A 21,720-nucleotide genomic window follows, 5' to 3' on the forward strand; every position below is an offset into this window, starting at 1 on the left:
GTCTTAGTTCTCCGAACTATCGTGCTGGGCGTCAGGCGCGCTGGAATCTGGGGGCGTGCTGCGGGCGGATCCGCCGCGAGGGGTACGGATGCTGCGGGGACGCACCCGGGCCGTGCGGGCTGGCGCAGGGCCGGAACGGTAGCCCGGTCGACTTTGCGGTACGGTCTGCCATAGCACCGAACCCCTCGACGGCATCGTCGCTGGCGGACTCGAGCGCCAGCGGCCGCCAGCGATGTAGCTGGTCATCGCGTTCAACACGGCGGCAACGGGCACGGCGAACAGGGCTCCGGGAATTCCAGCGAGCAGGGCTCCAGCTGCGACCACCAGTACGACGGCCAGCGGATGCACTTTGACGGCTGTTCCCATGATCAGCGGCTGCAGAACGTGCCCCTCTACCTGCTGCACGAGCAGTACGACGCCGAGCATGGCGAGGGCGACGGCCCAGTTATTGAAGATCAGGGCGATAATAATGGCGACGGAACCGGTGGCGACGGCACCGACAATGGGAATGAACGAGCCAAGAAACACCAAAATGCCGATTGGTATGGCCATCGGCACCCCGAGCAGGGCGGCACCGACACCTATGCCGACCGCGTCGATGGAGGCGACCAGTATCTGTACTCGGGCGAAGTTGCCGAGCGTGGTCCAACCGGCGATGCCGGCGCCGTCAACGGCAGCGCGGGCGCGCAGGGGGAAGAATCGTACGATCCAGCCCCAGATCGCTTTGCCGTCGATGAGGATGAACAGCAAACTGAACAACGCGAGCAACAGCCCGGTGAGCAGGTGCCCGAGGGTGGTTCCCACCGAGAGGGCACCACTGATGAACACGGCGCTGTCATTCTGGATTGCGGTCCAGGCCTGCTTCAGGTAGTCGGTGATCTCGGCATCCGACAATTGCAAGGGAGACGCAGCGAGCACCGATTTGAGACTGTCAAAACTCGCTGCGAGGCGATCGCTCAAACCGACAGTACCCTCGGCTATTTGCGTGGATGCCAGCGTGACAAGTCCGGCGACAAGCACCAGCGTACCCAGCATCGCGACGGCGACGGCGAGGCCCTTCGGCCAGCGGTGCCGTACCAGAAAGGCTACGAAGGGAATCAGCAGGGCCGACACGAGAACGGCGACGAGCAGGGGAATGACTATCAGGCGCAGCTGAATGATGAGAAAGATCAAAATGGCAATGGCTGCGGCGATCACAATCAGCCGCCACGACCAGGCTCCAGCCAAGCGGATGCCGGCCGGCAGGTTCTCATCGACGCCATTGAGGGCAGGCGTCGCGGCTACCAGCTCGACCGGCGCAGCGACAAGCTCGGATCCAGACTGATCAGAACGCTCCTGCGTGCCAACGGCTGACCGTCGGCGCCGCAGCCGCAGCTGGGCCCGCGTGCCTGGATTGCCCGTCGATTCGCTCACCCGCTCATTCTAGATCGGCCCGGCCAATCGCACAGGTTGCGGCGCAGGACGGGAAGCAGGAGAGAGAACCGGGTGTTTCACCGCGACCGCTAGAATCAAGGCAATGCCAGAGACCATCTCCCCCGCGTTGGCGCGCCGTATCGCGTTGGCCGCGCAGGGGTTCGGTTCGCGCACCGATACGGCGATCGGCATCCGCCAGCTCACCGGCCTCGTCAACCGGCTTGAGCTGTTGCAGATCGACTCGGTCAATGTCTTCGAACGCAGCCATTACATGCCGGCATTCAGTCGGCTCGGTGCCTACGACAAGGCTCAGCTCGACCGTTTGACCACCGGGCGCGAGGCCCGCTTCACAGAGTATTGGGCACACGAGGCATCGTTTCTACCGGTCGAGGTGTGGCCGCTGTTCCACTGGCGGATGCAGCATTTTCGTGACCGCTCGGCCCACAACACCGACGATTGGTCGCACGCCAACCGTCCGATGCTCGATTGGCTTTTGGCCGAGCTCGCCGCCAACGGGCCGCTGCCGGCGAGTGCGATCGAGCACGATGCCAATAGACGCAGTGGCCCTTGGTGGGGCTGGTCCGACGTGAAGACCGGACTGGAGACGTTGTTCCGCTGGGGCGATGTGGTCAGTGCCGGACGCATCCGATTTGAGCGGGTCTACGCCCTGCCCGAGCAGGTCTTCTCCCCCGACCTGCTCGGTCGAAGCATTTCGAGTGCGGATGCCCACCGCGAGTTGGTCAGCCGATCGGCCCGGGCCCATGGCATCGGCACGATGAAAGACTTCGCCGATTACTTTCGGCTGAAGTCGACGCCGACCCTGGTCGCGATCCGCGATCTCGAAGAGTCCGGCGAGTTAATCCCGGTCGAGGTGGCCGGCTGGGGACAGAGGGGCACTCCGGGGGCGGCCTGGCTACACCAGGGCGCCCGCCTGCCGCGCAGCATGGACGCGCAGACGGTATTGTCACCCTTCGACCCGGTGGTCTGGGAACGGGCCCGTGCCCTGCGCCTGTTCAATTTTCACTATCGCATCGAGATTTACACGCCGGAGCCCAAGCGTGTGTTCGGCTACTACTCACTGCCGGTTCTGCTCGGCGATACGGTGATCGGCCGGGTAGACCTCAAGAACGACCGGCAGGCCGGCGTACTGCGGGTACAATCAGCCTGGGCTGAACCGGCCTCACCAGCGGATGCCGCCGCTCGGCTCGCACTCGTACTGCGGGAGGCCGCCGCCTGGCAGGGGCTCGACGAAATCGTCGTGGTGCCGCGCGGCAACCTCGCGGCGGGGCTTGCCGCGGAGCTGGACTAGGCACCTTTTCGTTTCCGCCGAAGGCCAGTGCAGGTCGATGGCCAGCGTCAATCGGTGCAGTTGGCGACGGCTCGCGGAACACGATTTCGGGCGCCTTCTGCTATTCTCGACAGGAACCGAAGGAGCATCCCGTGGCAGTCATTTCACGTGGCTTCGTCGGTCGCGGTGGCGAAGTAAACCCCGATCTTCCGGCCGGTCAGTACCTGACCGCCGACTTCCCGGTGCTGTCCTCCGGGCCTACTCCACACATCGACACCGTCGACTGGCAGTTCAGCATCCGCACGGACTCGGACACCCTGCACACCTGGAACTGGGAGGAGTTGCACGCGCTGCCGGTTGAGGATATCAACACCGACATCCATTGCGTGACTCGCTGGTCCAAGCTCGGCACGAGCTGGCGGGGCGTCTCTCTCGACACCCTGTTCGCGACCGTGAAAACGACCGATGAATACGTGATGGCACGTTCCTATGGTGGCTACACAACCAATGTTCCGCTGGCCGACCTGCTGGGTGGTCAGGCCTGGATTGCCCTTGAGTTCGACGGTGCCAAGCTCGATCCGGAGCATGGTGGTCCGGCGAGACTGCTCATCCCCCACCTGTATTTCTGGAAGAGTGCCAAATGGATTCACGGCCTCGAGATGCAGAGCCAGGATGAACCCGGGTTCTGGGAGCAGAACGGCTACAACATGTATGGCGATCCCTGGCTCGAACAGCGCTATTGGTGACGGGCACGAGTGAGGCCGGGGACGGCCGCATCGGTAACTGGAAGGTGGGCGTCGTGACCTCGATCCGGCGAGAGAGCGCGTCCGGCCGCAGCATCACCATCGACGTTCCGAGGTGGGGTGGCAACATCGCAGGTCAGCACACCGACGTGCGGCTGACCGCTGCGAATGGCTACACCGCGGTGCGATCGTATTCGGTCGCTTCGGCCGGTGCCGGTGACCGCATCGAGCTCGCGGTCGATCGCCTGCCCACCGGTGAGGTGTCGCCGTACCTGGTCGACACGCTCCGCGAGGGCGACGAACTCGAGCTGCGCGGCCCCCTGGGCGGCTGGTTTGTTTGGACGCCGCAGCAGACCGAGAGCGTGCAGCTCATCGGCGGCGGCTCGGGGATCGTTCCCCTGATGGCGATGATCCGCTCGCACGAGGCATCCGGCAGTACGGCCCCGTTCCGACTGCTCTACTCGGTGCGCACGCCGCTAGATGCATTCTTCCGCGCTGAACTCGAGTCCCCCTCTGCCAACCTCGAGGTGACCTGGATCTTCACTCGCGGCGCGCCAAGCGGATGGTCCCGGCCGGCCGGACGCATCACTGCCGCAGACCTGGAGGCTCATGGCTTTCCGGCCGCTCTATCACCGACGGTGTTCGTGTGCGGGCCGACCGGATTCGTCGAGACCGTCGCGAGCGCCCTCGTCGCCCTCGGGCATGAACCGAACCGCGTCAAGACCGAACGGTTCGGAGGCGCGTAGTGACCGAGCACGTCGACGGGAACGCCCTCGCGGGCCCGCTGTCTGACCTGTTCACGTTCGACCCGACCACGGCATCTGCTCGCTGTGCCGGATGCGGTGACGTCTCGGTTCTCGCGCGTGCGATGGTCTACGGCGAACCCGACACTTTCGTCGTTCGCTGTGCCCACTGCGACGACGTGCTCATGACCATCGTGCAGACACGCGATCGGTTCTGCATCGAGCTGCGTGGCATGACCTGGCTGAAAATCCCACGCTAGCGTTCTGGGCCACGCCGCACGTGGTCGTGCTGCGTTACGGGCAGCTGCAACTGGCTCAGAACTTGCGGCCCATGGCCGTGAGGCGCTCGATTCGCTCTTCGATCGGCGGGTGCGTCGCGAACAGTTTGCCCATGGCGCCCTTCTTTAGCGGGTCGGAGATCCAAAGGTGCGCCATCGAGCTGTTCTGCTTCTGCATCGGGCGACCGTACTGGCCGAGTTTGGCCAAAGCCGAGGCGAGGGCGTCCGGGTGCCGCGTCGTCAACGCGCTCGTGGCATCCGCCAGGTACTCGCGCTGGCGGGAGATGGCGAGCTGCACAACGGTCGCGATGAGTGGAGCCACGATCATGGCGACGAGGCCGAACACCATGACGACGGGGTTGCCATTGCTGTTGTTGCTGCGGCCGAAAAACGCCATGCGCAGGAACATATCGGAGATGAACCCAATCGCCACGACGAGGCCGAACACGACCATTGACACTCGAATGTCGTAGTTGCGCACGTGGCCGATCTCGTGGGCCATGACGCCCTCGAGTTCGGAATCGTCCATGATGTCGAGCAGTCCGGTGGTCGCGGCGACGATGGCGTGTTTCGGGTCGCGGCCAGTGGCGAACGCGTTCGGTGCCGGGTCATTGATGATGTAAACCTCGGGCATCGGGGTGCCGGTCGTGATCGACAGGTTCTCGACGATGCGCCACAGCCTGGGGTGATCGGACTGGCTGTTGACCCTGATGCCGCCGCTCATGGAGATGGCCTGGCGACCCGCTGCGTAGTACTGAATGATGACGTACAGGGCGGTGATGACGACCGTTGCAATGAGAATGCCGTACCCGCCACTGCCGTAGACAGCGTTGGCCAGCCAGCCGAGCCCGGCGATGATCACGAAGAAGAGGATCATGATAAAAACAGTGTTGCGTTTGTTTTTCGCTATCGCGCTGTACATCGAAGCGCTCCCTTAGAACTGCACGCGAGGCGGCTCCGCAATCGCTGCGGAATCGGCCACCTCGAAGAATTCGCGTTCGGTGAAGCCGAGGTTGACGGCGAACAGGTGGTTCGGGAACACCTTGATCTTGGTGTTCATCTCACGCACGCCACCGTTGTAGAACCGGCGAGCGGCCTGAATCTTATCCTCGGTGTCGACGATCGCGCCCTGCAGTTGCAGGTAATTCTGGCTGGCCTGCAGTTGCGGGTATGCCTCGGCAACGGCGAAGATACTCTTCAGCGCGGTCTGCATGTGGTTCTCAGCAGCAGATGCGTCGGCCGGGCCCTGGGCAGACAGCGTCTCGGCGCGGGCCTTGGTCACGTTCTCAAACACGCTCTTCTCGTGTGCCGCGTAACCCTTGACCGTTTCGATCAGGTTGGGCAGCAGGTCGGCACGACGTTTGAGCATCACCGTGATGTCGCTCCAGGCTTCGTCAACGCGCACGTTGAGCGTTACGAGGGAGTTGTAGGTCGACCAGAGGTAGATACCCACGATGGCAACGAGTGCGACAACGATCAAAACCGGGATGAGCCATTCCATGGCAGCGTCTCCTTGCAAATTGGCACGATGTGTACGTTGGCACGGAGACATGAACTGGCCAGACGACCCCCCGTGCGTACTTTCTCATACTATCCGCGACCCCGGAGGCTCCCACCCGCTTCCCATGACACTCCAAGCAAGCTCAAGGCGCGCAGGGATCCTGCGACAGCAGGGCGAGCGCTGGTCAGCCGGGCTCTTCGACGTCGAGCAGTACCTCGTTGCGGCGCAGAAACCACGGCTTGAACGGCGGGTCGAATCGTGCAAATCTCGGTGACCCCAAGACGCTGAACCCGGCGGCGGCGACCGCCCCGCGCAACTGGTCAAGATGTTGTTCATATCGAGTCTGACTCCATCGTCCGCTGAAGCGAAGGGCACCGGCCAGGCTTGCAGGTACCGTGCGCAGGTGCACGGTGGGGTCCGTGGGCTGCGGGGCTGTTTCGATCGTCAGGTCTTTGGGGAGCACGAAAGCGACCCGGAATTGTTCACCGGCTGCGGCATCCTTCACGCCCTCCTGCAGCACTGGCGCGGTCATCGGGATCTTTTCCGCGGCATCCGTTTGCACCACCGGCGCCGTCATGGTGACTTTCTGCAGGGAGCGGTTGGCCCCGGAGATGTACGCGAACAAATAGCGGAAGGCCCGATTACCAGCGTCTTCGAACGGGCCCTCGGTGATAACCTCGGCCACCAGATGCGCTGGGTATCGGCGCAATTCGAAATTGTCGTAGCTTTTGACGACTTGGTAGGGCTGCTGCTCGGTCATGCACCGAAGCTAGTGCAGGTGGCTGGGTTCTCGCTCCCAGAGGTGATCGTGAAGAATTTGCGGTAACTGCTTTTGAGCGTGTTACACCGGGATATGTGGCGCTAATTCATCGTTCGTTGTCGCTCCGGCCGCTTCTCTGGTCGAACAGGATCCGCTTGGATGGACGACATGAGTGAGAACCGTGAGCGCCAAGCCCTAATTGTGATCGATGTGCAGGATGGATTCAAAGACGCAGCGTTCTGGGGTGTGTCGTCTAACCTCGACTGTGGACAAAACATTCGTGTTCTTCTAAGAGAGTGGAAAGCCCGTGATCTGCCCATAATCGTCGTGCGTCACGACTCTTCGTCGCCAACGTCACCGCTTCATCCGGACCAACCCGGGAATCGACTCATGTCCTTCGTCTCAGAAACGGTTCCCGACCTCCTCGTCACGAAGCACGTCAACTCCGCGTTCTACGGAGATCCCGCGCTCCATGACTGGTTGCAGGGTCACGACAAAGAAAAGTCAAAGCAGGCTGAGCCGTTCGACGAGCGTCATGGGCGTCGGCCTACCGAGGCCTGGAAACGGATCAGGTATCCATCCGGGTCCTGTACGAGAAGTTGAGCGACACCAGACTCGGCATCGCCCGTTCGGTACCATGTCGTCTCTGGCTCCATGAAGAGCGGCCAGCTGGCCCCACGAAAGGCACTCACCAGCGGATCAATCGATGCCACAGAGATCTGGAAGTTGATTCCACGGCCGAAGGGACGCTCCAGCGCCCCCGGAAGCTAGTTTCGGCCCGCTCCCCGCTGCTCGATCATGACATGAGCCGCGCCTCGCGCGATGTAGGCAAACCCCTCGTCGGGGCGGTCGTACTGCACCTCGAAACCGCTGAGGCCGCACCAGAAATCCAAACTCTTCACCAGCGATGTGACCGAAAGCGCCGGCACAGGGGCAGGTTCCGGCGCGCTGTGCACGTTGGTCATAAATTCAACACAATTCTTTTCGGAACCAGTGATTCGCGTACGGGTCGGTGTTGTGCGCTTCGCCCTCGATGAAACCGAGCGAGGCATAGAGGCTGCGCGCCTCGACGAGGTCGGTACGCGTGTCTAACCGCAGTGCCGTCAATCCCAATGCGCGGGATTCACTTTCCAGATTCTGCATGAGGAGCCGGCCTACGCCCTGGCCTCGGGCAGCTGGTTCGACAAAGACTCTGGTCACCTCGCCGATATCGCCCAGCCGAATCCGCATTCCGGCACAGCCGAGCACGGCGCTCCCCTGGCGGGCCAGCAACAGAATTCCAGCAGGCGGGACGAGGTCGTCGCTTGGGTACCCGGCCTGGGCGGCGATAATTTCCTGTTGGAGCGCAGCGCGCCCGTGGTAACGACTCACGATGTCGTCGTAGTACCGAAGTGACACCTTCTCCGCTTCAGCGGATGCCGGCGCCGCGGCAGACACGAGGATCGGCAGCGCTGGCATCATGCGACCCACACTACTGGTCGCCCAGCGAGGCGACCGGTGCATGGGCCAGGGATCGCTGCGCCCTTACCGCGAGTCTGCGGTACCGAATCCGGCCCGCTGGGTACGTTCCGGTACGCTCTCAAGCTCTTGGAATACCGTTATCTGCAGACCAGCCGGCGCGTCGAGCCGCGAGTTGAGGGACTTCCACGGCGTCTCGCGCGGCTCGCCGATGATGAATGCCCCTGCTGCTTCCAATCGGGTCGTGACCCCACGCACATCGGATACCTCGAATGCGAGCCGAATGCCGGGGCCCTGTCGCTCGCCGGTTTCGACCTCGTCGATCATGCGCTTCTGCGCGGGGTTTGAAATCTCCAGGGTCGCTCGACCAGCGTCCAGAATCGAAACACGGGCATTACCATCTCCCTCGAACGCGGCCTGTTCGGGCAGCCCGAGGGCGTCACGGTAAAACGCAACGGCCGCATCAAAGTCGTCGGCTTCAACGATGACGCGGAGCTGCAGTACCGCAGCTGGATCGTTCATATGTGTGTCCATGATCGCTACAGTAAGACCTGACATCAATGTGAGGGGCAAGCTTTCGATGCGAATTGGCGAACTCGCTGCACTGACCGGAGCAAGCGCGAGGTCTCTTCGCTATTACGAAGAACAGCATTTGCTCTCGTCGTATCGCACCATAAGTGGCCAGCGGGTGTACGCCAGTGAGGCAGAGGATCGTGTCCGTCTAATTCAACGGCTGTATCGGGCCGGCCTGAGCAGTTCTACGATCGCAGACCTGCTGCCTTGCATGACGAACCCCGCTGCGCGAACGCCGCTGCTACGCGAGCGGCTCATCGGTGAGCGAGCCAGAATCTCGGCACAGGTCGACTCTTTGCAAGAGACGCTGATCTCTCTGGACCGTGTCGTGGACGATCTCGCCGATCCACACGGAGTCTGAGCCAGGCCACGAAGAACAATGGGCGACCGAATGCTCAGACCTCCACGGCATAGTTCAGCAGCAGTTCGTCGGCGGGCACTCCGCGAATTCCCCAGTTCGCACGAGGCGTCTCGGTAATCGCGATTTCCAGATCGTTCGGCGTGACGCCGATATTCGCGACATTACTGATGAGTTGCCGGATGAAGTCCTTCTTAGTAGCCGCCGAGCGGCCCTCGAAGATGCTGACCGCGACGATGGTGTAATCAATCGACCGATCGGAGGGAGTGATGAATTGCTCCGGATCCAGGGTGATGAACCGGTGGAATCGCTTCTCCGCTGGCAGAGGACGCCTCCTATGTCGGCGGGGAGTTGCTGATCATCGGCGCCTGGATCGTGGGGGCCGTGGTGCTCGGCTCGGTGACGCCGCGGCGGCGCACGCCCTAGCTGCGTGCCTGTACGTAAAACCGGTAAATTTGCGACACGCCGATCTCTTCGACCCCGGTGCGCGGCATGTCGTGAAATTTACCGGCATTAGGTACCGCCGGCTCGAGCTACCGATTGGCCAGGGCATGCTGGAGCCAGCGGTAGCTCAGCTTGGGAGTGCGGGTGCGGCGGTCGTTAGCGAAGTCAACGTGCACGAGGCCGGTGGGTTGGGTGTAGCCGGAGTCCCACTCGAACGCATCGAGCAAGGACCAGAAGGCGATGCCGGCGAGGTCGATGGGCGCGGCGGCGTCGAGAGCGGCGAGGAGGTGCTCGGCCAGGTAGTCGACGCGGGCCGTGTCGTTCACGTTGTGACGGGCATCCGCTTTGTCGGCGAAGGCGCCGCCGGCCAGCGAGAGGTAGACCGGCGGGAGGTCGGGGTAACGCTCGGCCAGTTCGGCGAGCGCCACGGCCACGTACTCGGGGGCGTTGACGGCGCCGGCTGAGGTGGTGGGGTGTTCTCGAAACGGCTCGAGGTGGAACGGCCACGACGTGGTGGGGATCGGCTGGCCGTCGGGAGCTTTCAGCACCGTCGGGCCAGCGGCGACGCGGGCGGGTTCGGTGTAGCTCACCCCGTAGAAGTCCAGCGGCTGATGGATCGTGCGCAGGTCGTCGGGGTCGGCCTCGAGCAGGGTTCGTAGTTCGACCGCGAACGGTTCCAGCGGGTCGGGGTAGTGGCCGAGCAGCACGGGGTCGGCGAACAGGCGGTTCGTCAGCAGGTCGTAGAGCGCGGCGTAGGAGCGGTCCTGGTCTCGGTCTGTCGAGGACTGCACCGGCGTGTGGGAGTTGACCAGACCGATGCGCCCGCGCACGTCGGCGGCGCGCAGGGCCTGCACGGCGAGTCCATGCCCGAGCAGCTGGTGGTGCGCGGTCGGCAACGCGTCGAAGAGCAGGGCGCGGCCGGGCGCGTGGGTACCCAGCGCGTAGCCCTTCATGGTGAGCGAGGCCGGGTCAGCGATGGTGACCCAGGCGTCGATGCGGTCGCCGAACGCCTCCGCCACCGCGTGGGCATAGTCGGCAAACCGGCCGGCGGTGTCGCGGTTCAGCCAGCCGCCGCGCAGGGCTGCTGGCAGGTCAAAGTGTGAGAGCGTGGCGGTCGAACGGATGCCGTCGGCCTGCAACGCGTCGAGCAAACGGTCATAGAACGCGAGTCCGTTCCGGTTGAGGGCGCCACGGCCGTCCGGCTGCAGCCGGGTCCAGGCGAAGGAGAACGCGTAGCTATCGACGCCGAGGTCGCGCAACAGGTCGGTGTCAGCGGCGTAGTTCTTCACGTGGTCGGCCGAGACGGAGGCGTTCGAACCGTCGCGGATGCGCCCGGAAACCTGGCTGAAGGCGTCCCAGGCACTGTCACCGCGACCGCCATCACGGGCGGCACCCTCGATCTGAAAGGCTGAGGTCGCCACGGCGACCTCGAACCCGGTCGGTAGGCGATCGCCGAGCTCGCCGGCACGGTGCTCCCAGTCGCGGGCGGCGACAGCGCGATTTGATGAGGCGGCCGGGGTACTGGGCGTGGGATTCATAGGCGAAGACTCTTTTCGGCGGGTGATGCGGGGCATCCGCTTCGTATTAAAGGGTGTCACGTTTGGGGCCGGCTGAAGACGCCTCGAAGAATTCCTCTGGTTTGTTACCGTATTCGGGGCGCGGAAGGTTGACTTTCCCCCGGTCTGCCCCTCAAATTGGGTCAGGGGGTGAGTTGTGTTCCAATCGGCTCGTAGCGCAGTCCGGAGCACTTCCGTGCGCCCGCGACACTCCCGCAGCGTCGAGACTCTCGCCGCCCTCGTTCTCGGGTGCGCCCTGGTTCTGACGACACCCGTACTCGCAACGGCGCAGGCCGACGAGACCGCTACGCCGGCCACGGTGCAGCAGGCGACGCCCGACGTGACCCCCTCGACGACCGAGCAACCGAACCCGAACGCGACGACCGACTCCGCGCAGAGCCCTCGGATCGAGAGCCCGGGCAACGGGCAATTCATCAGCAGCAACCGCACCACTGTTTCAGGGTCGAAAGCCGCCGACCAGGAGATTCAGTTGTTGTCGCCACGCGGCGGAGACCCGCTCTGCATCGTCGACGACTTATCGACCTCCTGGAGCTGCCGCAACGTCTACCTGCAGAACGGCCCTAACATCACCCTGCGCGTAGTGGTAACCGGTTTTCCCAGTCTGAGTGACGACATTGCCGTCGCCGTGCTCGGTGCCCCGACGGTGCTCGGCGGCCTGACCGGTGCGGATTCCAACGGCTGGGTGCGCGGAACCGGACACCCCCAGGCCACGGTGACGGCATCCCTGCCCAACGGAGACACCTGCAACAGCACCGCAGATGGTTCCGGCGCTTGGGCCTGCCTGTTCTCCGGCCTCGGCAATGGCAGCCAGGACGTCACGGCGAGCCAGAGTTCGACGTTCAGCAGCCCGTCATCGTCGAACGCGAGCGCGCCGAAGAAAATCCTGTTCGATGTCACCGCACCGGACGCCCCGGTCGTCACGGCTCCCAGCGCCGGCACGCAGGTTTCGGTCGCCGGTACCCAGTACACCGGAACCGGAGAAACCGGCGCCACCGTCACGGTGTTCGCCGGCGCGTACTCGGTCTGTTCGACCCCAGTGACCGGCGGAACGTGGACCTGCTCGGCCGGAGGCGTGGCCGCCGGGTCGTACTCGGTCAGCGCCGTGCAGAAAGATGACGCTGGCAACGTCGGTCCGGGTAGCACTCCCCTGTCGGTCAGCTACGTCGCCGAGACGACAGCGTCCCCGACGCCGTCTGAGTCCGCCTCGGCAACACCACCGGTCACGCCAACCCCGAGCCCGGTGGCCTCACCGCCACCGGACGGTTCGGTTGCCGTGCCCGGCGTTCCTACGGAGCCTTCGCAGCCGTCGCCCAGCCCGGCACCGGATACCAACGCGCCCGGCCCAGAGGTTGCCGAGCCGGAACACCAGGGGGAAGCGGCATCCGCTTTCCCCGGCCGGTGGAATGACCCGACCCGGTTTGCCGCGGCCATCGGTCCCACCGGCAGCGACTCTCCGTTTTCCTGGTTGCAGGCCGGACTGCTAGCCCTCGGCGCGCTGCTTTTGATCGCGGTGCCCCTACGAATGCTCGCGGGCGCCATCTCCCGCTCCCGCGGCGGTCGGGCGCTGCCGTCACTAGCGGGACGAAACCGAGTGCGTGAAGAATTCGAGGTCGCCCCGACGATAAACCTCAACCGATGGCTGCGCGGCGGTGCGGCTCTGCTGGCCGCCGCGACCTTTGTCATGCTGTCAGGCCCCGTCGTCGACCAGCCCGCCTACCTGCGTCTGCTCATCGCCGTGATCATCGGGCTGGTTCTGGTCAACGCTGTGGCCATCCTGGTTCCGCTGTGGTGGAGTTCGCGAGTGATGCGCCAGCACGGAACAGTCACTTTTTTGCCGCGTTATCTACTGATCATCGCGGCCGCCGCGATCGCCTCCCGGGTGTTCGACGTGCATCCCGCGCTGCTGTTCGGACTCCTCGGCAGCATCACCCTCTCGGCCACAACGGATGCTTCGGGCCAGGCCGGCGCGCAGCCTACAGGCCCGCAGCGCGGCCAACTCGCCGCGGTACGGGTGGGCGCGCTCACAGCCTTCGCCGTTCTCGCCTGGTTTTTCGGGTCGCTGCTACCCGGCGCCAGTGATTTCGTCACGTCGCTCACTGCGGAGACCATCAACACGATCGTGCTCGCTGCCATCGGCTCTGCAGTGCTAATTCTGGTGCCCATCGGCCACACGAGCGGTCGCCGTATCCTGGCCTGGTCGCCTCCGCTGTGGACGGGTCTGACCGTTGTCACCTACGGCATTCTGTTCGCGGCGCTCGCCCCCGTGTTTGAACAGCTGGAGAACGACGGCACCGGAATGGCACTCTGGATTGCTGCCTCCACCTTTGCGGCGCTGTGCGCGAGCGCGTGGGTCTGGCAGCGCTTCGTCGGCCCGACACAACGCTAGCCCGCGGCAAGCGGTATCGTACACATGTGCGCCTTGGAGTTCTCGATGTCGGTTCAAATACCGTCCACCTGTTAGTTGTCGACGCGCACGCAGGTGCCCCGCCCGTGCCGATGGCCGCCGACAAGAGCGTCCTGCGTCTCATGCGCTACATCACTCCCGAGGGCGCCATCAACGATGAGGGTGTCGCAGCGGTTCTGAAATCCGTGCAGCACGCAGCGGATGTTGCCCAGCAACACAACATCGACGAACTGTTGCCGTTCGCGACCTCGGCCCTGCGTGAGGCGACCAACGGTCCAGAGCTGCTCGACCGGGTAGAACGAGAAACCGGTGTGTCCCTCCAGGTATTGTCGGGCGAGGACGAGGCCCGGCTAACCTTTCTCGCCGTGCGACGCTGGTACGGCTGGTCGGCCGGCAATATTCTTCTCTTCGACATTGGCGGCGGGTCGCTGGAGATCGCCGCCGGCGGCGATGAGTTTCCCGAGGTCGCACTGTCTCTTCCACTCGGCGCTGGGCGCAGTACCGTCGGATTTCTGCACCACGATCCCCCGCTCCCGGAAGAGGTGTCTGCGTTGCGCAAGCACGCGGCATCCGTTTTGCACGATGCCGTCGGAGCGTTCGCACAGCTGCCAGCACCGCACCACATTGTCGGGTCGTCAAAAGCGATTCGTTCGCTGGCCCGCTTGGCCGGCACGACCTCGGACGGCGTCGGAGCCTCCGATCGGCTGCGCCTCGGCCGTACCGAACTCGATGACTGGGTGCCGCGGCTGGCCCGGATCCCAGCCGAAGCCCGCCCGGCGCTGCCCGGCATCACCGCCGATCGCACGTTTCAGATCGTGGCCGGCGGCATTGTGCTCGGCGCAGCGATGGCTGCGTTCGGGGCCGCGGAACTCGAGGTGTCGCCGTGGGCACTGCGCGAGGGAGTTATTCTGCGCTACCTTGACCGTCTGCGCTGATCCGTACTAGCATTCCACCGATCTTGGGAGAACTCTGATGCGAAAACTAACCGCCGGCCTGTTCATGTCTCTCGATGGCGTGGTCGAGTCGCCAAACCTCTGGCAGTTCGACAGCTTTGACGAGGAGCTGGGTGGTGAAATGACCGCCATGATGAGCCGCGTCGACACGGTTCTGCTTGGGCGAGTCGGCTATGAGCAGTGGGCCAGCTACTGGCCCAGCCCCGAGAACGACGACCCGTTCGGAGCATTCATCAATCCGGTGCAGAAATTCGTCGCCTCGCGCACGTTGACTGGTGACCTGGCCTGGCAGAATTCAACGCTCATCACAGGCGACCTCAAGGAATTCGTGACGGACCTGAAGAACACAGAGGGCGGCGAGATTTCCCTGGTCGGCGGTATCTCGCTGGTGCGGCAGCTTTTGTTTGCCGGGCTGCTCGACTCGCTCCTCCTCATGACACACCCCGTAGTCGCGGGCGAGGGACGTCATTTGTTCGAGCCGACCGACCCGGTGACTCGGCTGACGCTGCAGTCATCGTCAAAGACGAGCAAGGGCAACGCGCTGCTCACCTACGGCCTCCGCACGCACTGATAAGGCGCGTTCCAGCGGTGACAGAAGGGCCGGCGCCCTGACCGACTACCCCACGCCAATAATCGACCGCTGCTTGCTCTTGTAGCCGCAGGGCTACTTCAGCGGATCGTTTCCCCAGTTCATTAACGAGTAACGCCATCGTGAGTGCTCGACATCGGATTCTGGTCCCTGGGCACCATGCCGCTTCACGTAGCCGACCACCTTATGCATGTGTTCGATATCGGACGCGGTCAGATCGGCTTTCTTGGTTCCAAGAATCGTCACGATCCTGCGGCCGGACCGATGCCCGATGGATTCTCCGCTGCCATCATCTTTCTGCCCGACCTCCCGAGATTCGTCGGTGTCGAGCCACGACGTGATCTCACTGGCGGTCATCGTGACCGCCTTTTTCCAGTCATCCCAGACCGCATCGACATCGTTCGCTTTATCTGCCATGAGTCAATCATCGCGGTGATGGTGCACGGCAACAAGGGGCCGTTCAGGCTCGACACTGCACCGTAAACCCACCCCCTACCGCCTGCACGATACAAACCTGCTCAGCCTAGACTTCGTAACCCAACACGAACGGGTGGGTTGCGGACTCCGCGATCGAACCGTGGTTCATGCGCGGCACCGATAAGCGCCCGGACAACGCGCAAAGAGGCGGCATCATTAGGCGGTCAGGAGCGACCTGATCTGCACCGTTGTTCCGATCAAATGTATGCCGCTGGGTACATCGACCGACCGCTGGCCTGATCGGCCCACGGTACTATCTCACCTGGGTTCGACTCCTCAGGATCCTTCTCACGACTCTTCCGCTAATCACCTTCAGCGGTGCCGCCCTTATCCAATCTCTCTCGAATGGTCCCATCGGCGAGATCATCGCCACAGAGTACGGCATGAGCACGGACATGCTGCGAGTCCTGGCACTGATCGCTGGTTTTGCGATTGTCGGATTCGCAAGCTGGAGCATCGCTGTGGGTTGGCGCAGGGCCTCCGCAACCATCCGAACCCCAGCGTCTCCGCGACGCGCACCGAGGCGTCGTTGGCGGCCTGCGTGCCGAGCACCACTGGCTCGCCGGGCGCGCGCCCACGAACCACCGAAGTGCCGCTGCGCATGCCTCGGTGGCATACCCGTAGCCCCACCTGCGGCAGGAACATATAGCGGGGCTCGGCCTTCCCGCCATCCGGGCGAATGTGACGGAACGGTCAGCGGGCTGCCGAGTCGTGGTGCTTTATGGCGCGGCGCGAGCAGGTGGCCCCTATGCTTGCGTCAGAACAGGACAAGTCACTCCACGGGGGCGGGCTTTGCATTGGGGGACGTGCCATGGCTGCCAGTAGACGCTCTGGTCTCCGCGATCTGGTTCTCGTCGCACTGGTTTTTGGCCTGACTGTTTCTGTGACGGGCTGTGGACCAGCCGCACTGGGCAAACCTCCGCCCTCGGGAAATCCCGCGGTTCGCGCGTACGTGGCATCTGCCCTCGACTTCATGGATGAAAACGGCCTCTACGCCACTGGCAGAAAGTGGAAGGAAGCTCGAGCTCTCGCACTGGCGAGCGCGTCCTCTGCGGAGACCATCGCGGAGATCCACAGTTCACTGATGTGGGCAGTGTGGGCCGCCGGAGGAAAAGTGCATAGTCGCTTCGTCCTGCCCGCCGGCCAGCTGGCCTCGTTCCAGTTGCCGACAACGGGGAAAAATCGGCCGGTCGTCAGCTTTGCCACGGGCAGTATCGCTGCCATCGATGTTCCCGAGTTCAGTAGCAGCGACACGAGAGAAGACCAGGCCTATATCGACGCTGGTGCGCAGGGCATTTCAGACGCAGAAACGCGGGCACAGTGCGGGTGGATCGTGGACCTTCGCGGCAATGGGGGCGGCAATTCCTTCCCTATGCTCGGGGCGGTGACGCCCTTGCTCTCTCAAGGCGCCGTGTTGTCGTTCATACGCGGGGATGGGACGCCGGAAGTTGTGCGCATTGACGGCTCCGACGTAACATACGAAACCGACGGATCAACCGAAACTCTTGTCACGTCACCCGTGGCCGGCTCATCGCAAGCCGGTCGGAACATCGCCGTCCTGCAGGGTCCAACCTCCAGCGCAGGCGAGTCGACACTCCTGGCGTTCCGGGGCCAACCGGGCGTGCGCACTTTCGGAGAAACGACGACCGCGGGTTTCGCGACCGGGAACACGGTAAAGACGATGTCCGACGGCGCGGTTATCGTGCTGACGGGAACCCGCATGGCGGACCGCACCGGGCTCACCTACCCACACGGTATCGAACCCGATCAGCAAACCGGCCCCGCAACTGTTGGCGAGGATCCGACCTGGGCCGGCGCGATCGACTGGCTGAACGCGAACTGCGCCCATCCGTAGGGCGGACGCGCACCGGACCACCAGCGCTGGAAAGCCGAATTCTGCGGTACCGCGCGGCGCCTCCGAGATAGTGCCCGGTGAAGTGGGGACAACCGGGGCAGGAAAGCGCCGTCCATGCACGCCACCCACAGTTGCGCCTCGCCGCAGGCTCAGCAGCACGGGCATAATATGGGCAAACGAGGCACCTGACGGACCTGCCACAAAGTTAGAACAGTGATCAGCGCCGACATATGCGTGGTGCCCCCACTGGGACTTGAACCCAGACTGTGACGATTTTAAGTCGTCTGCCTCTGCCAATTGGGCTATGGGGGCGTGCCCGATGACGGGCGGTTACAGCCTAGATGCTGCCGGGCGATGATCGCGCCCGGCAGCACCTAGCGAGAAACTTACTTCGAAGCGGATGCCTTAGCGGCAGCCTTCTGCGCGACGGGTGTCTGGTTCGCGCCAGCGGCGGCATCCGCTGCAGCAGCCTTAACCGTGGGCTTGCGCGGCGCACGGGGCGCTCGCGGAGCCGTCGGCGCCTTGGCGGCGGGTGCTTCGACCGGTGCCGGCGCCTTGGGACGCGAAGCGAACTCTTCGAACACTGCGCGCGGGTTCTCGGTGGCGCTCAGCGAGACGATATCGCGACCGAGGACCACGTTGTTGACCCAGCCCCAGACGACGCGCAGCTTGCGCTCCCAGCTCGGCATGGCCAGTCCGTGGTAGCCGCGATGGGCGAACCACGCCGGCATGCCGGTGATGGCAAGGTTGCCACTCTGGAACACGCCGACACCGACGCCGAGACCGGCGACGGCCCCGAGGTTCTTGTGCAAATACTGCACGGGCTCTTCGCCGCGAAGCACTGCAACGAGGTTCTTAGCGAGCAGCTTGCCCTGGCGCACAGCATGCTGGGCGTTGGGTACGCAGTTACCGCCCACACCGCCACCACTCAGGTCAGGAACGCAGCTCACGTCGCCGGCGCCCCAGGCGTCAGCGATGATGTCATCTTCGGTTCCGACCCGCAGGTCAGCGCGAACCCGCAGGCGACCGCGCTCCTCGATGGGCAGGTCGGTGTGACGCACGATCGTGGGGTTGGCCATGACGCCGGCGGTCCAGACAATGAGGTCAGTCTCGAAAGTCTCTCCGGTGGAGAGTTCAATCTTGCCGTCGACCGCGCTGGTCAGCTGGGTGTCGAGGTGAATCTGGGCACCACGGCTGGCCAGATTGTCGATAACCCACAGGCTCGTCTTGAGCGAAACTTCGGGCATGATGCGGCCCATGGCTTCGATGAGGTGAAAGTTGGTCTCTTCGAAGCTGATCTCCGGGTAGAGCGTGAGCAACGAGGTGGCGAAGGAACGCAACTCGGCAAATACCTCGATGCCAGCGAAACCGCCACCGACCACGATGAAAGTCAAAAGGCGTTCGCGCTCGGGTCCGGCCGGCAGCGCGGCAGCGCGGTCGAAGTTGGTCAGCACACGGTCGCGAATGGCCACGGCCTCTTCGATGGTCTTGAGGCCGATGGCCTGGTCGGCGACGCCCGGAATGGGGAAGGTGCGCGACACCGCACCTGCGGTAACCACGATGATGTCGTACGCGAACTCGTACGGCTCGCCGATCGTCGGCGTGATCGTGGCGGTTTTCTCCGCGTGATTGATGTACGAGACCTTGGCAGAGACGACGTTGGTTTTCTTGAGGTGACGACGGTGCGACACGACCGCGTGACGGGGCTCAATGGATCCGGCAGCGACCTCCGGAAGGAAGGGCTGGTACGTCATGTACGGCAGCGGGTCAACAATGGTGACCTCGGCTTCGCCGGATCGCAGCCACTTCTCGAGCTTCCACGCCGTGTAAAAACCGGCGTATCCGCCACCAACAATGAGAATTTTGGGCACGATGAGAAGGCCTCCTACAGGATTATTATTGTGCGAAATCTTTGGGTTTGCGCCGAATTCGCTTGATATGCCGAGTGGCCCCAATGCCTAACAGCGTTACTAGGATACCAAACACCACGAGTACAGCGAGCGGCAGACTGATATAGGTCAATGTCAGTTGGTTCGGCAGCCAAGCCGTGAGCACATTTTGGGCGGGTAGAGCGGGGTCCTTGTCAGCGGCTGCCGGAGCCTCAACGACCGGAACTTCGGTGGGAACCACCTCGATCTCGGCACGACGGTGCAATGTGATCCACTCGGTCAGTAGCGCGCTCGGGGTGGGCCCGGTCGCCGGAGCGACATAGCGGGTCACCGCAGCGGCGGCATCGATCAGGCCATTGCCGTAGATCGGACTCGGCACAGACTGCCCGTTGGCGTGCGCGGTCGCGATGACCCTGTTCATGACGCCCGTCGCATCGAGATCTGGATAGGCTGCCCGCACGAGGGCGACCAGCCCGGACACGATCGGCGCAGCCGCGCTGGTTCCGTCCCACTGAACGTAGCTGGAATCGGGCATGACGCCGACTAGCTTCTCACTCGGAGCGGCGATGGCGATGGTGATGCCCTGCGAGGACGCATCGAAGCTCGCCGTCTTGTTGCGGTCGACACCTGCCACCGTCAGCACGCCGGGGATCGTCGCGGGAGCACCGACCTCGGTAGTGCCACTCCCCCGGTTTCCGGCCGCAGCCACCACGACAACATCATTGTCAAAAGCGTAAAGAAAGGCCTCATCCCAGCTCTCCGGCCAATACAGCGTGTTCCGGGTGAGCGACATGTTGATGACGTCGGCGCCGTTGTCAACAGCCCAGCGGATGCCCTGCGCGATCTGGTCATCGTTGCTGACTGCGGAACGGGTGCTGCCGAACCCCACCGACACCGCCAGAATGGATGCTTCCGGCGCGACTCCGATGAGGCCCGTACCGTCACCGGTGCCGCGACCGGCCAGCAGCGAAGCCACCAGGGTGCCGTGCTCGCCGTCATCGTCGTCACCGGCGACCGGAGTCTGGCCGTTTGCGGAGCCGAGGCCGGAGACATCCGTTCCCCCGGTCACAACGCCGTTCAACTCGGGGACGCTGCCGTTGACCCCGGAGTCGATAACGGCGACGGTGACGCCCGCGCCGCGCGTGGTATTCCAAGCTTCGGTAAACCCGTAGTCGTTGAGCCAGTACTGCAGGTCACGAATCTGGTCGGCATGGGCGGCGGATGCGTCGAGCACGACGGAACCCGCGACAGTGCCTCCGAAGAGCGCTGCAGTGAGGGCGACCGCGAGGCCCGCGCTGACCCGACGCCGACTAACCCGTTGTGCGGTCGGAGTCACTCCGGATCCGTCCCGGCGGTGGCGGCCGTGGCGGAGTAGTCCAGGCAGACACAGATCGTTGGCGACCAGTCCGCACGCGCCAGCGCGAGGTCACCGATCGGGTTAACGCCGGGCCCAGCAGCCAGGGAGTGCGCGGCGAGGGCATGCAGGCATTTGACCCGACTCGGCATGCCGCCTGAGGAGATCCCGGCGATCTCCGACACGGTTCCGAGCTGCTCGCGGTCGAACAGAAAACTCTCGTGAGCGGCTTGATAGGCGGCGCGCACCTCGTCATCGTCGGCGAGCAGGTCGTTGTATTCGTTCATCACCTGGGTAGCTTCAAGCGACGAGATCGCGGCCGTCGCGGCCGGGTGGCAGAGGTAGTACAGGGTGGGGAACGGCGTACCGTCGGCCAGCCGGGGAGCGGTAGCGACCACGGTCGGCGCGCCACAAACACAGCGAGCGGCGATGCCGACGACGTTGCGGGCCGGGCGGCCGAGCTGGGCCGAAACGAGGTCGATGTCGGCCGGAGTAAACGGATCGAACGGCGGCCGGGTCACGGAGCCACCGGTGCGGGGGCATCCGTGGCTGGCGCTGCGGCTTGCGGAGCGAGGCCGGCGGTCATGGTGGAGGCGAACAAGGAACCAAGCCAATCAATTGTGGTGCTTTGAATATCGGTACTGACCGGGCTCGCCTCCGCTTCGAGCGGAGCGACGACCGGCAGGTCGTTGATGACGAGAAAACTGATGTCACCCGGCAACACGTACGACAACCGCTCGCGTGCCTGCGTCGTGACGTAGGTGCGGTCGTTCCAGCGTTCCCGCTGGCTGGTGAGCTGGTCAACCTCGGCCTTCTGGTCAGCGACAGCGGCACTGAGCTGGCTGATCTGCTGCCGCTGCTCGGCGTAGGTGCGCAGGCTCGGCGCGAGGACCACGACGGCGAGGATCAGCACGACCATCATCACGAGCGAGAATCCGGAGAAGCGGATGCTGCGCAGCCACCCGCCCGCGGGCGTTTCGGTCTCTGAGACGACGGGTTGCCGTGGGGCCGGTCGTTTCTGATCCATGGCAACTCCTTTCGCTGGCGCTGAACCTGCTGGTGA

24 protein-coding genes and 1 tRNA gene are annotated in these 21,720 nt (G+C 64.0%); 10 read left to right on the forward strand and 15 right to left on the reverse strand.

Annotated elements, in window-relative coordinates; all coding sequences use genetic code 11:
• Positions 1–3 precede the first annotated feature (3 nt).
• Entirely contained in the window at positions 4–1,413 is a 1,410-nt protein-coding gene (locus CXY70_RS14445) for an AI-2E family transporter (protein ID WP_233205949.1), read from the reverse strand.
• A 103-nt stretch (positions 1,414–1,516) separates the two neighbouring features.
• On the opposite strand from CXY70_RS14445, the gene CXY70_RS14450 reads away from it, so the two are divergent.
• The 4 genes from CXY70_RS14450 (at position 1,517) to CXY70_RS14465 (ending at position 4,447) form a co-directional block, all read left to right on the forward strand.
• Positions 1,517–2,722: a winged helix-turn-helix domain-containing protein gene (locus tag CXY70_RS14450; protein WP_104193035.1), complete on the forward strand. Its 1,206-nt coding sequence runs from the start codon at positions 1,517–1,519 to the stop codon at positions 2,720–2,722.
• Between the two features lie 131 nt (positions 2,723–2,853).
• Positions 2,854–3,447 (forward strand): molybdopterin-dependent oxidoreductase, encoded by a 594-nt coding sequence (locus CXY70_RS14455; protein ID WP_104193036.1) that lies wholly within the window; start codon positions 2,854–2,856, stop codon positions 3,445–3,447.
• Positions 3,444–4,190, forward strand: coding sequence for a ferredoxin reductase (locus CXY70_RS14460; RefSeq protein ID WP_233205950.1), 747 nt, complete (start codon positions 3,444–3,446; stop codon positions 4,188–4,190). The genes CXY70_RS14455 and CXY70_RS14460 overlap by 4 nt, the downstream gene beginning before the upstream one ends.
• Positions 4,190–4,447 carry a DUF6510 family protein gene (locus CXY70_RS14465; protein ID WP_104193037.1) on the forward strand — a complete coding sequence of 86 codons (258 nt, stop codon included), beginning with the start codon at positions 4,190–4,192 and terminating at the stop codon, positions 4,445–4,447. The genes CXY70_RS14460 and CXY70_RS14465 overlap by 1 nt, the downstream gene beginning before the upstream one ends.
• 55 nt (positions 4,448–4,502) lie before the next feature.
• Here the strand turns inward: CXY70_RS14465 and CXY70_RS14470 are convergent, their stop codons facing one another.
• From CXY70_RS14470 to CXY70_RS14480, 3 genes are all read right to left on the reverse strand, one after another.
• Entirely contained in the window at positions 4,503–5,387 is an 885-nt protein-coding gene (locus CXY70_RS14470) for a M48 family metalloprotease (protein WP_104193038.1), read from the reverse strand.
• 12 nt (positions 5,388–5,399) lie between these two features.
• Complete coding sequence (locus CXY70_RS14475) at positions 5,400–5,966, reverse strand: LemA family protein (protein ID WP_092108227.1); 567 nt, start codon at positions 5,964–5,966, stop codon at positions 5,400–5,402.
• A gap of 184 nt (positions 5,967–6,150) precedes the next feature.
• A complete protein-coding gene (locus CXY70_RS14480) occupies positions 6,151–6,726 on the reverse strand; it encodes a heme-binding protein (protein WP_104193039.1) in 576 nt (191 codons plus the stop codon).
• A gap of 168 nt (positions 6,727–6,894) precedes the next feature.
• Between CXY70_RS14480 and CXY70_RS18710 the strand changes: the two genes are divergently transcribed.
• Positions 6,895–7,329 (forward strand): cysteine hydrolase family protein, encoded by a 435-nt coding sequence (locus tag CXY70_RS18710; protein WP_369852726.1) that lies wholly within the window; start codon positions 6,895–6,897, stop codon positions 7,327–7,329.
• A gap of 164 nt (positions 7,330–7,493) precedes the next feature.
• Here CXY70_RS18710 and CXY70_RS18050 read toward each other — a convergent pair whose 3' ends face one another.
• From CXY70_RS18050 to CXY70_RS14500, 3 genes are all read right to left on the reverse strand, one after another.
• Positions 7,494–7,691, reverse strand: a complete 198-nt coding sequence (locus tag CXY70_RS18050; RefSeq protein ID WP_199183450.1) for a hypothetical protein — start codon at positions 7,689–7,691, stop codon at positions 7,494–7,496.
• A 4-nt stretch (positions 7,692–7,695) separates the two neighbouring features.
• Positions 7,696–8,187: a GNAT family N-acetyltransferase gene (locus tag CXY70_RS14495; RefSeq protein ID WP_199183451.1), complete on the reverse strand. Its 492-nt coding sequence runs from the start codon at positions 8,185–8,187 to the stop codon at positions 7,696–7,698.
• Between the two features lie 63 nt (positions 8,188–8,250).
• Positions 8,251–8,706 carry a VOC family protein gene (locus tag CXY70_RS14500; RefSeq protein ID WP_199183452.1) on the reverse strand — a complete coding sequence of 152 codons (456 nt, stop codon included), beginning with the start codon at positions 8,704–8,706 and terminating at the stop codon, positions 8,251–8,253.
• A 10-nt stretch (positions 8,707–8,716) separates the two neighbouring features.
• On the opposite strand from CXY70_RS14500, the gene CXY70_RS14505 reads away from it, so the two are divergent.
• Positions 8,717–9,118, forward strand: coding sequence for a MerR family transcriptional regulator (locus CXY70_RS14505; protein WP_233205951.1), 402 nt, complete (start codon positions 8,717–8,719; stop codon positions 9,116–9,118).
• A 34-nt stretch (positions 9,119–9,152) separates the two neighbouring features.
• Here the strand turns inward: CXY70_RS14505 and CXY70_RS18715 are convergent, their stop codons facing one another.
• Entirely contained in the window at positions 9,153–9,440 is a 288-nt protein-coding gene (locus CXY70_RS18715; RefSeq protein ID WP_104193202.1) for a tautomerase family protein, read from the reverse strand.
• Between the two features lie 208 nt (positions 9,441–9,648).
• Positions 9,649–11,097, reverse strand: a complete 1,449-nt coding sequence (locus CXY70_RS14515; protein ID WP_104193042.1) for a glycoside hydrolase family 1 protein — start codon at positions 11,095–11,097, stop codon at positions 9,649–9,651.
• Positions 11,098–11,311: 214 nt separating this feature from the next.
• Between CXY70_RS14515 and CXY70_RS14520 the strand changes: the two genes are divergently transcribed.
• The 3 genes from CXY70_RS14520 to CXY70_RS14530 are packed head-to-tail and all read left to right on the forward strand — an operon-like array spanning position 11,312 to position 15,064.
• A complete protein-coding gene (locus CXY70_RS14520; protein ID WP_104193043.1) occupies positions 11,312–13,522 on the forward strand; it encodes a hypothetical protein in 2,211 nt (736 codons plus the stop codon).
• Between the two features lie 26 nt (positions 13,523–13,548).
• A complete protein-coding gene (locus CXY70_RS14525) occupies positions 13,549–14,475 on the forward strand; it encodes a Ppx/GppA phosphatase family protein (protein ID WP_104193044.1) in 927 nt (308 codons plus the stop codon).
• Between the two features lie 37 nt (positions 14,476–14,512).
• Positions 14,513–15,064 carry a dihydrofolate reductase family protein gene (locus CXY70_RS14530; protein ID WP_104193045.1) on the forward strand — a complete coding sequence of 184 codons (552 nt, stop codon included), beginning with the start codon at positions 14,513–14,515 and terminating at the stop codon, positions 15,062–15,064.
• A 93-nt stretch (positions 15,065–15,157) separates the two neighbouring features.
• Here CXY70_RS14530 and CXY70_RS14535 read toward each other — a convergent pair whose 3' ends face one another.
• On the reverse strand, positions 15,158–15,499 hold the full coding sequence (locus tag CXY70_RS14535) for a DUF3140 domain-containing protein (RefSeq protein ID WP_104193046.1): 342 nt from the start codon (positions 15,497–15,499) through the stop codon (positions 15,158–15,160).
• Between the two features lie 781 nt (positions 15,500–16,280).
• Between CXY70_RS14535 and CXY70_RS14545 the strand changes: the two genes are divergently transcribed.
• Positions 16,281–17,414 (forward strand): S41 family peptidase, encoded by a 1,134-nt coding sequence (locus CXY70_RS14545; protein ID WP_104193047.1) that lies wholly within the window; start codon positions 16,281–16,283, stop codon positions 17,412–17,414.
• Between the two features lie 235 nt (positions 17,415–17,649).
• Here the strand turns inward: CXY70_RS14545 and CXY70_RS14550 are convergent.
• The 5 genes from CXY70_RS14550 to CXY70_RS14570 form a co-directional block, all read right to left on the reverse strand.
• Positions 17,650–17,726 (reverse strand) — tRNA-Leu (locus CXY70_RS14550).
• Between the two features lie 74 nt (positions 17,727–17,800).
• Positions 17,801–19,285: an NAD(P)/FAD-dependent oxidoreductase gene (locus CXY70_RS14555; protein ID WP_104193048.1), complete on the reverse strand. Its 1,485-nt coding sequence runs from the start codon at positions 19,283–19,285 to the stop codon at positions 17,801–17,803.
• Positions 19,286–19,310: 25 nt separating this feature from the next.
• The gene (locus CXY70_RS14560) at positions 19,311–20,639 is read right to left on the reverse strand and encodes a S8 family serine peptidase (RefSeq protein WP_104193049.1); all 1,329 of its coding nucleotides are present in this window, start codon (positions 20,637–20,639) and stop codon (positions 19,311–19,313) included.
• The gene (locus CXY70_RS14565) at positions 20,636–21,178 is read right to left on the reverse strand and encodes a DUF501 domain-containing protein (protein ID WP_104193050.1); all 543 of its coding nucleotides are present in this window, start codon (positions 21,176–21,178) and stop codon (positions 20,636–20,638) included. Before CXY70_RS14565 ends, CXY70_RS14560 begins: the two co-directional genes overlap by 4 nt.
• Positions 21,175–21,684, reverse strand: a complete 510-nt coding sequence (locus CXY70_RS14570; protein ID WP_104193051.1) for a septum formation initiator family protein — start codon at positions 21,682–21,684, stop codon at positions 21,175–21,177. The genes CXY70_RS14565 and CXY70_RS14570 overlap by 4 nt, the downstream gene beginning before the upstream one ends.
• Between the last annotated feature and the right edge of the window lie 36 nt (positions 21,685–21,720).

The sequence above is a fragment of the Cryobacterium sp. Y82 genome (genome assembly GCF_002929495.1).
In the GTDB taxonomy this organism is placed as follows: domain Bacteria; phylum Actinomycetota; class Actinomycetes; order Actinomycetales; family Microbacteriaceae; genus Cryobacterium; species Cryobacterium serini.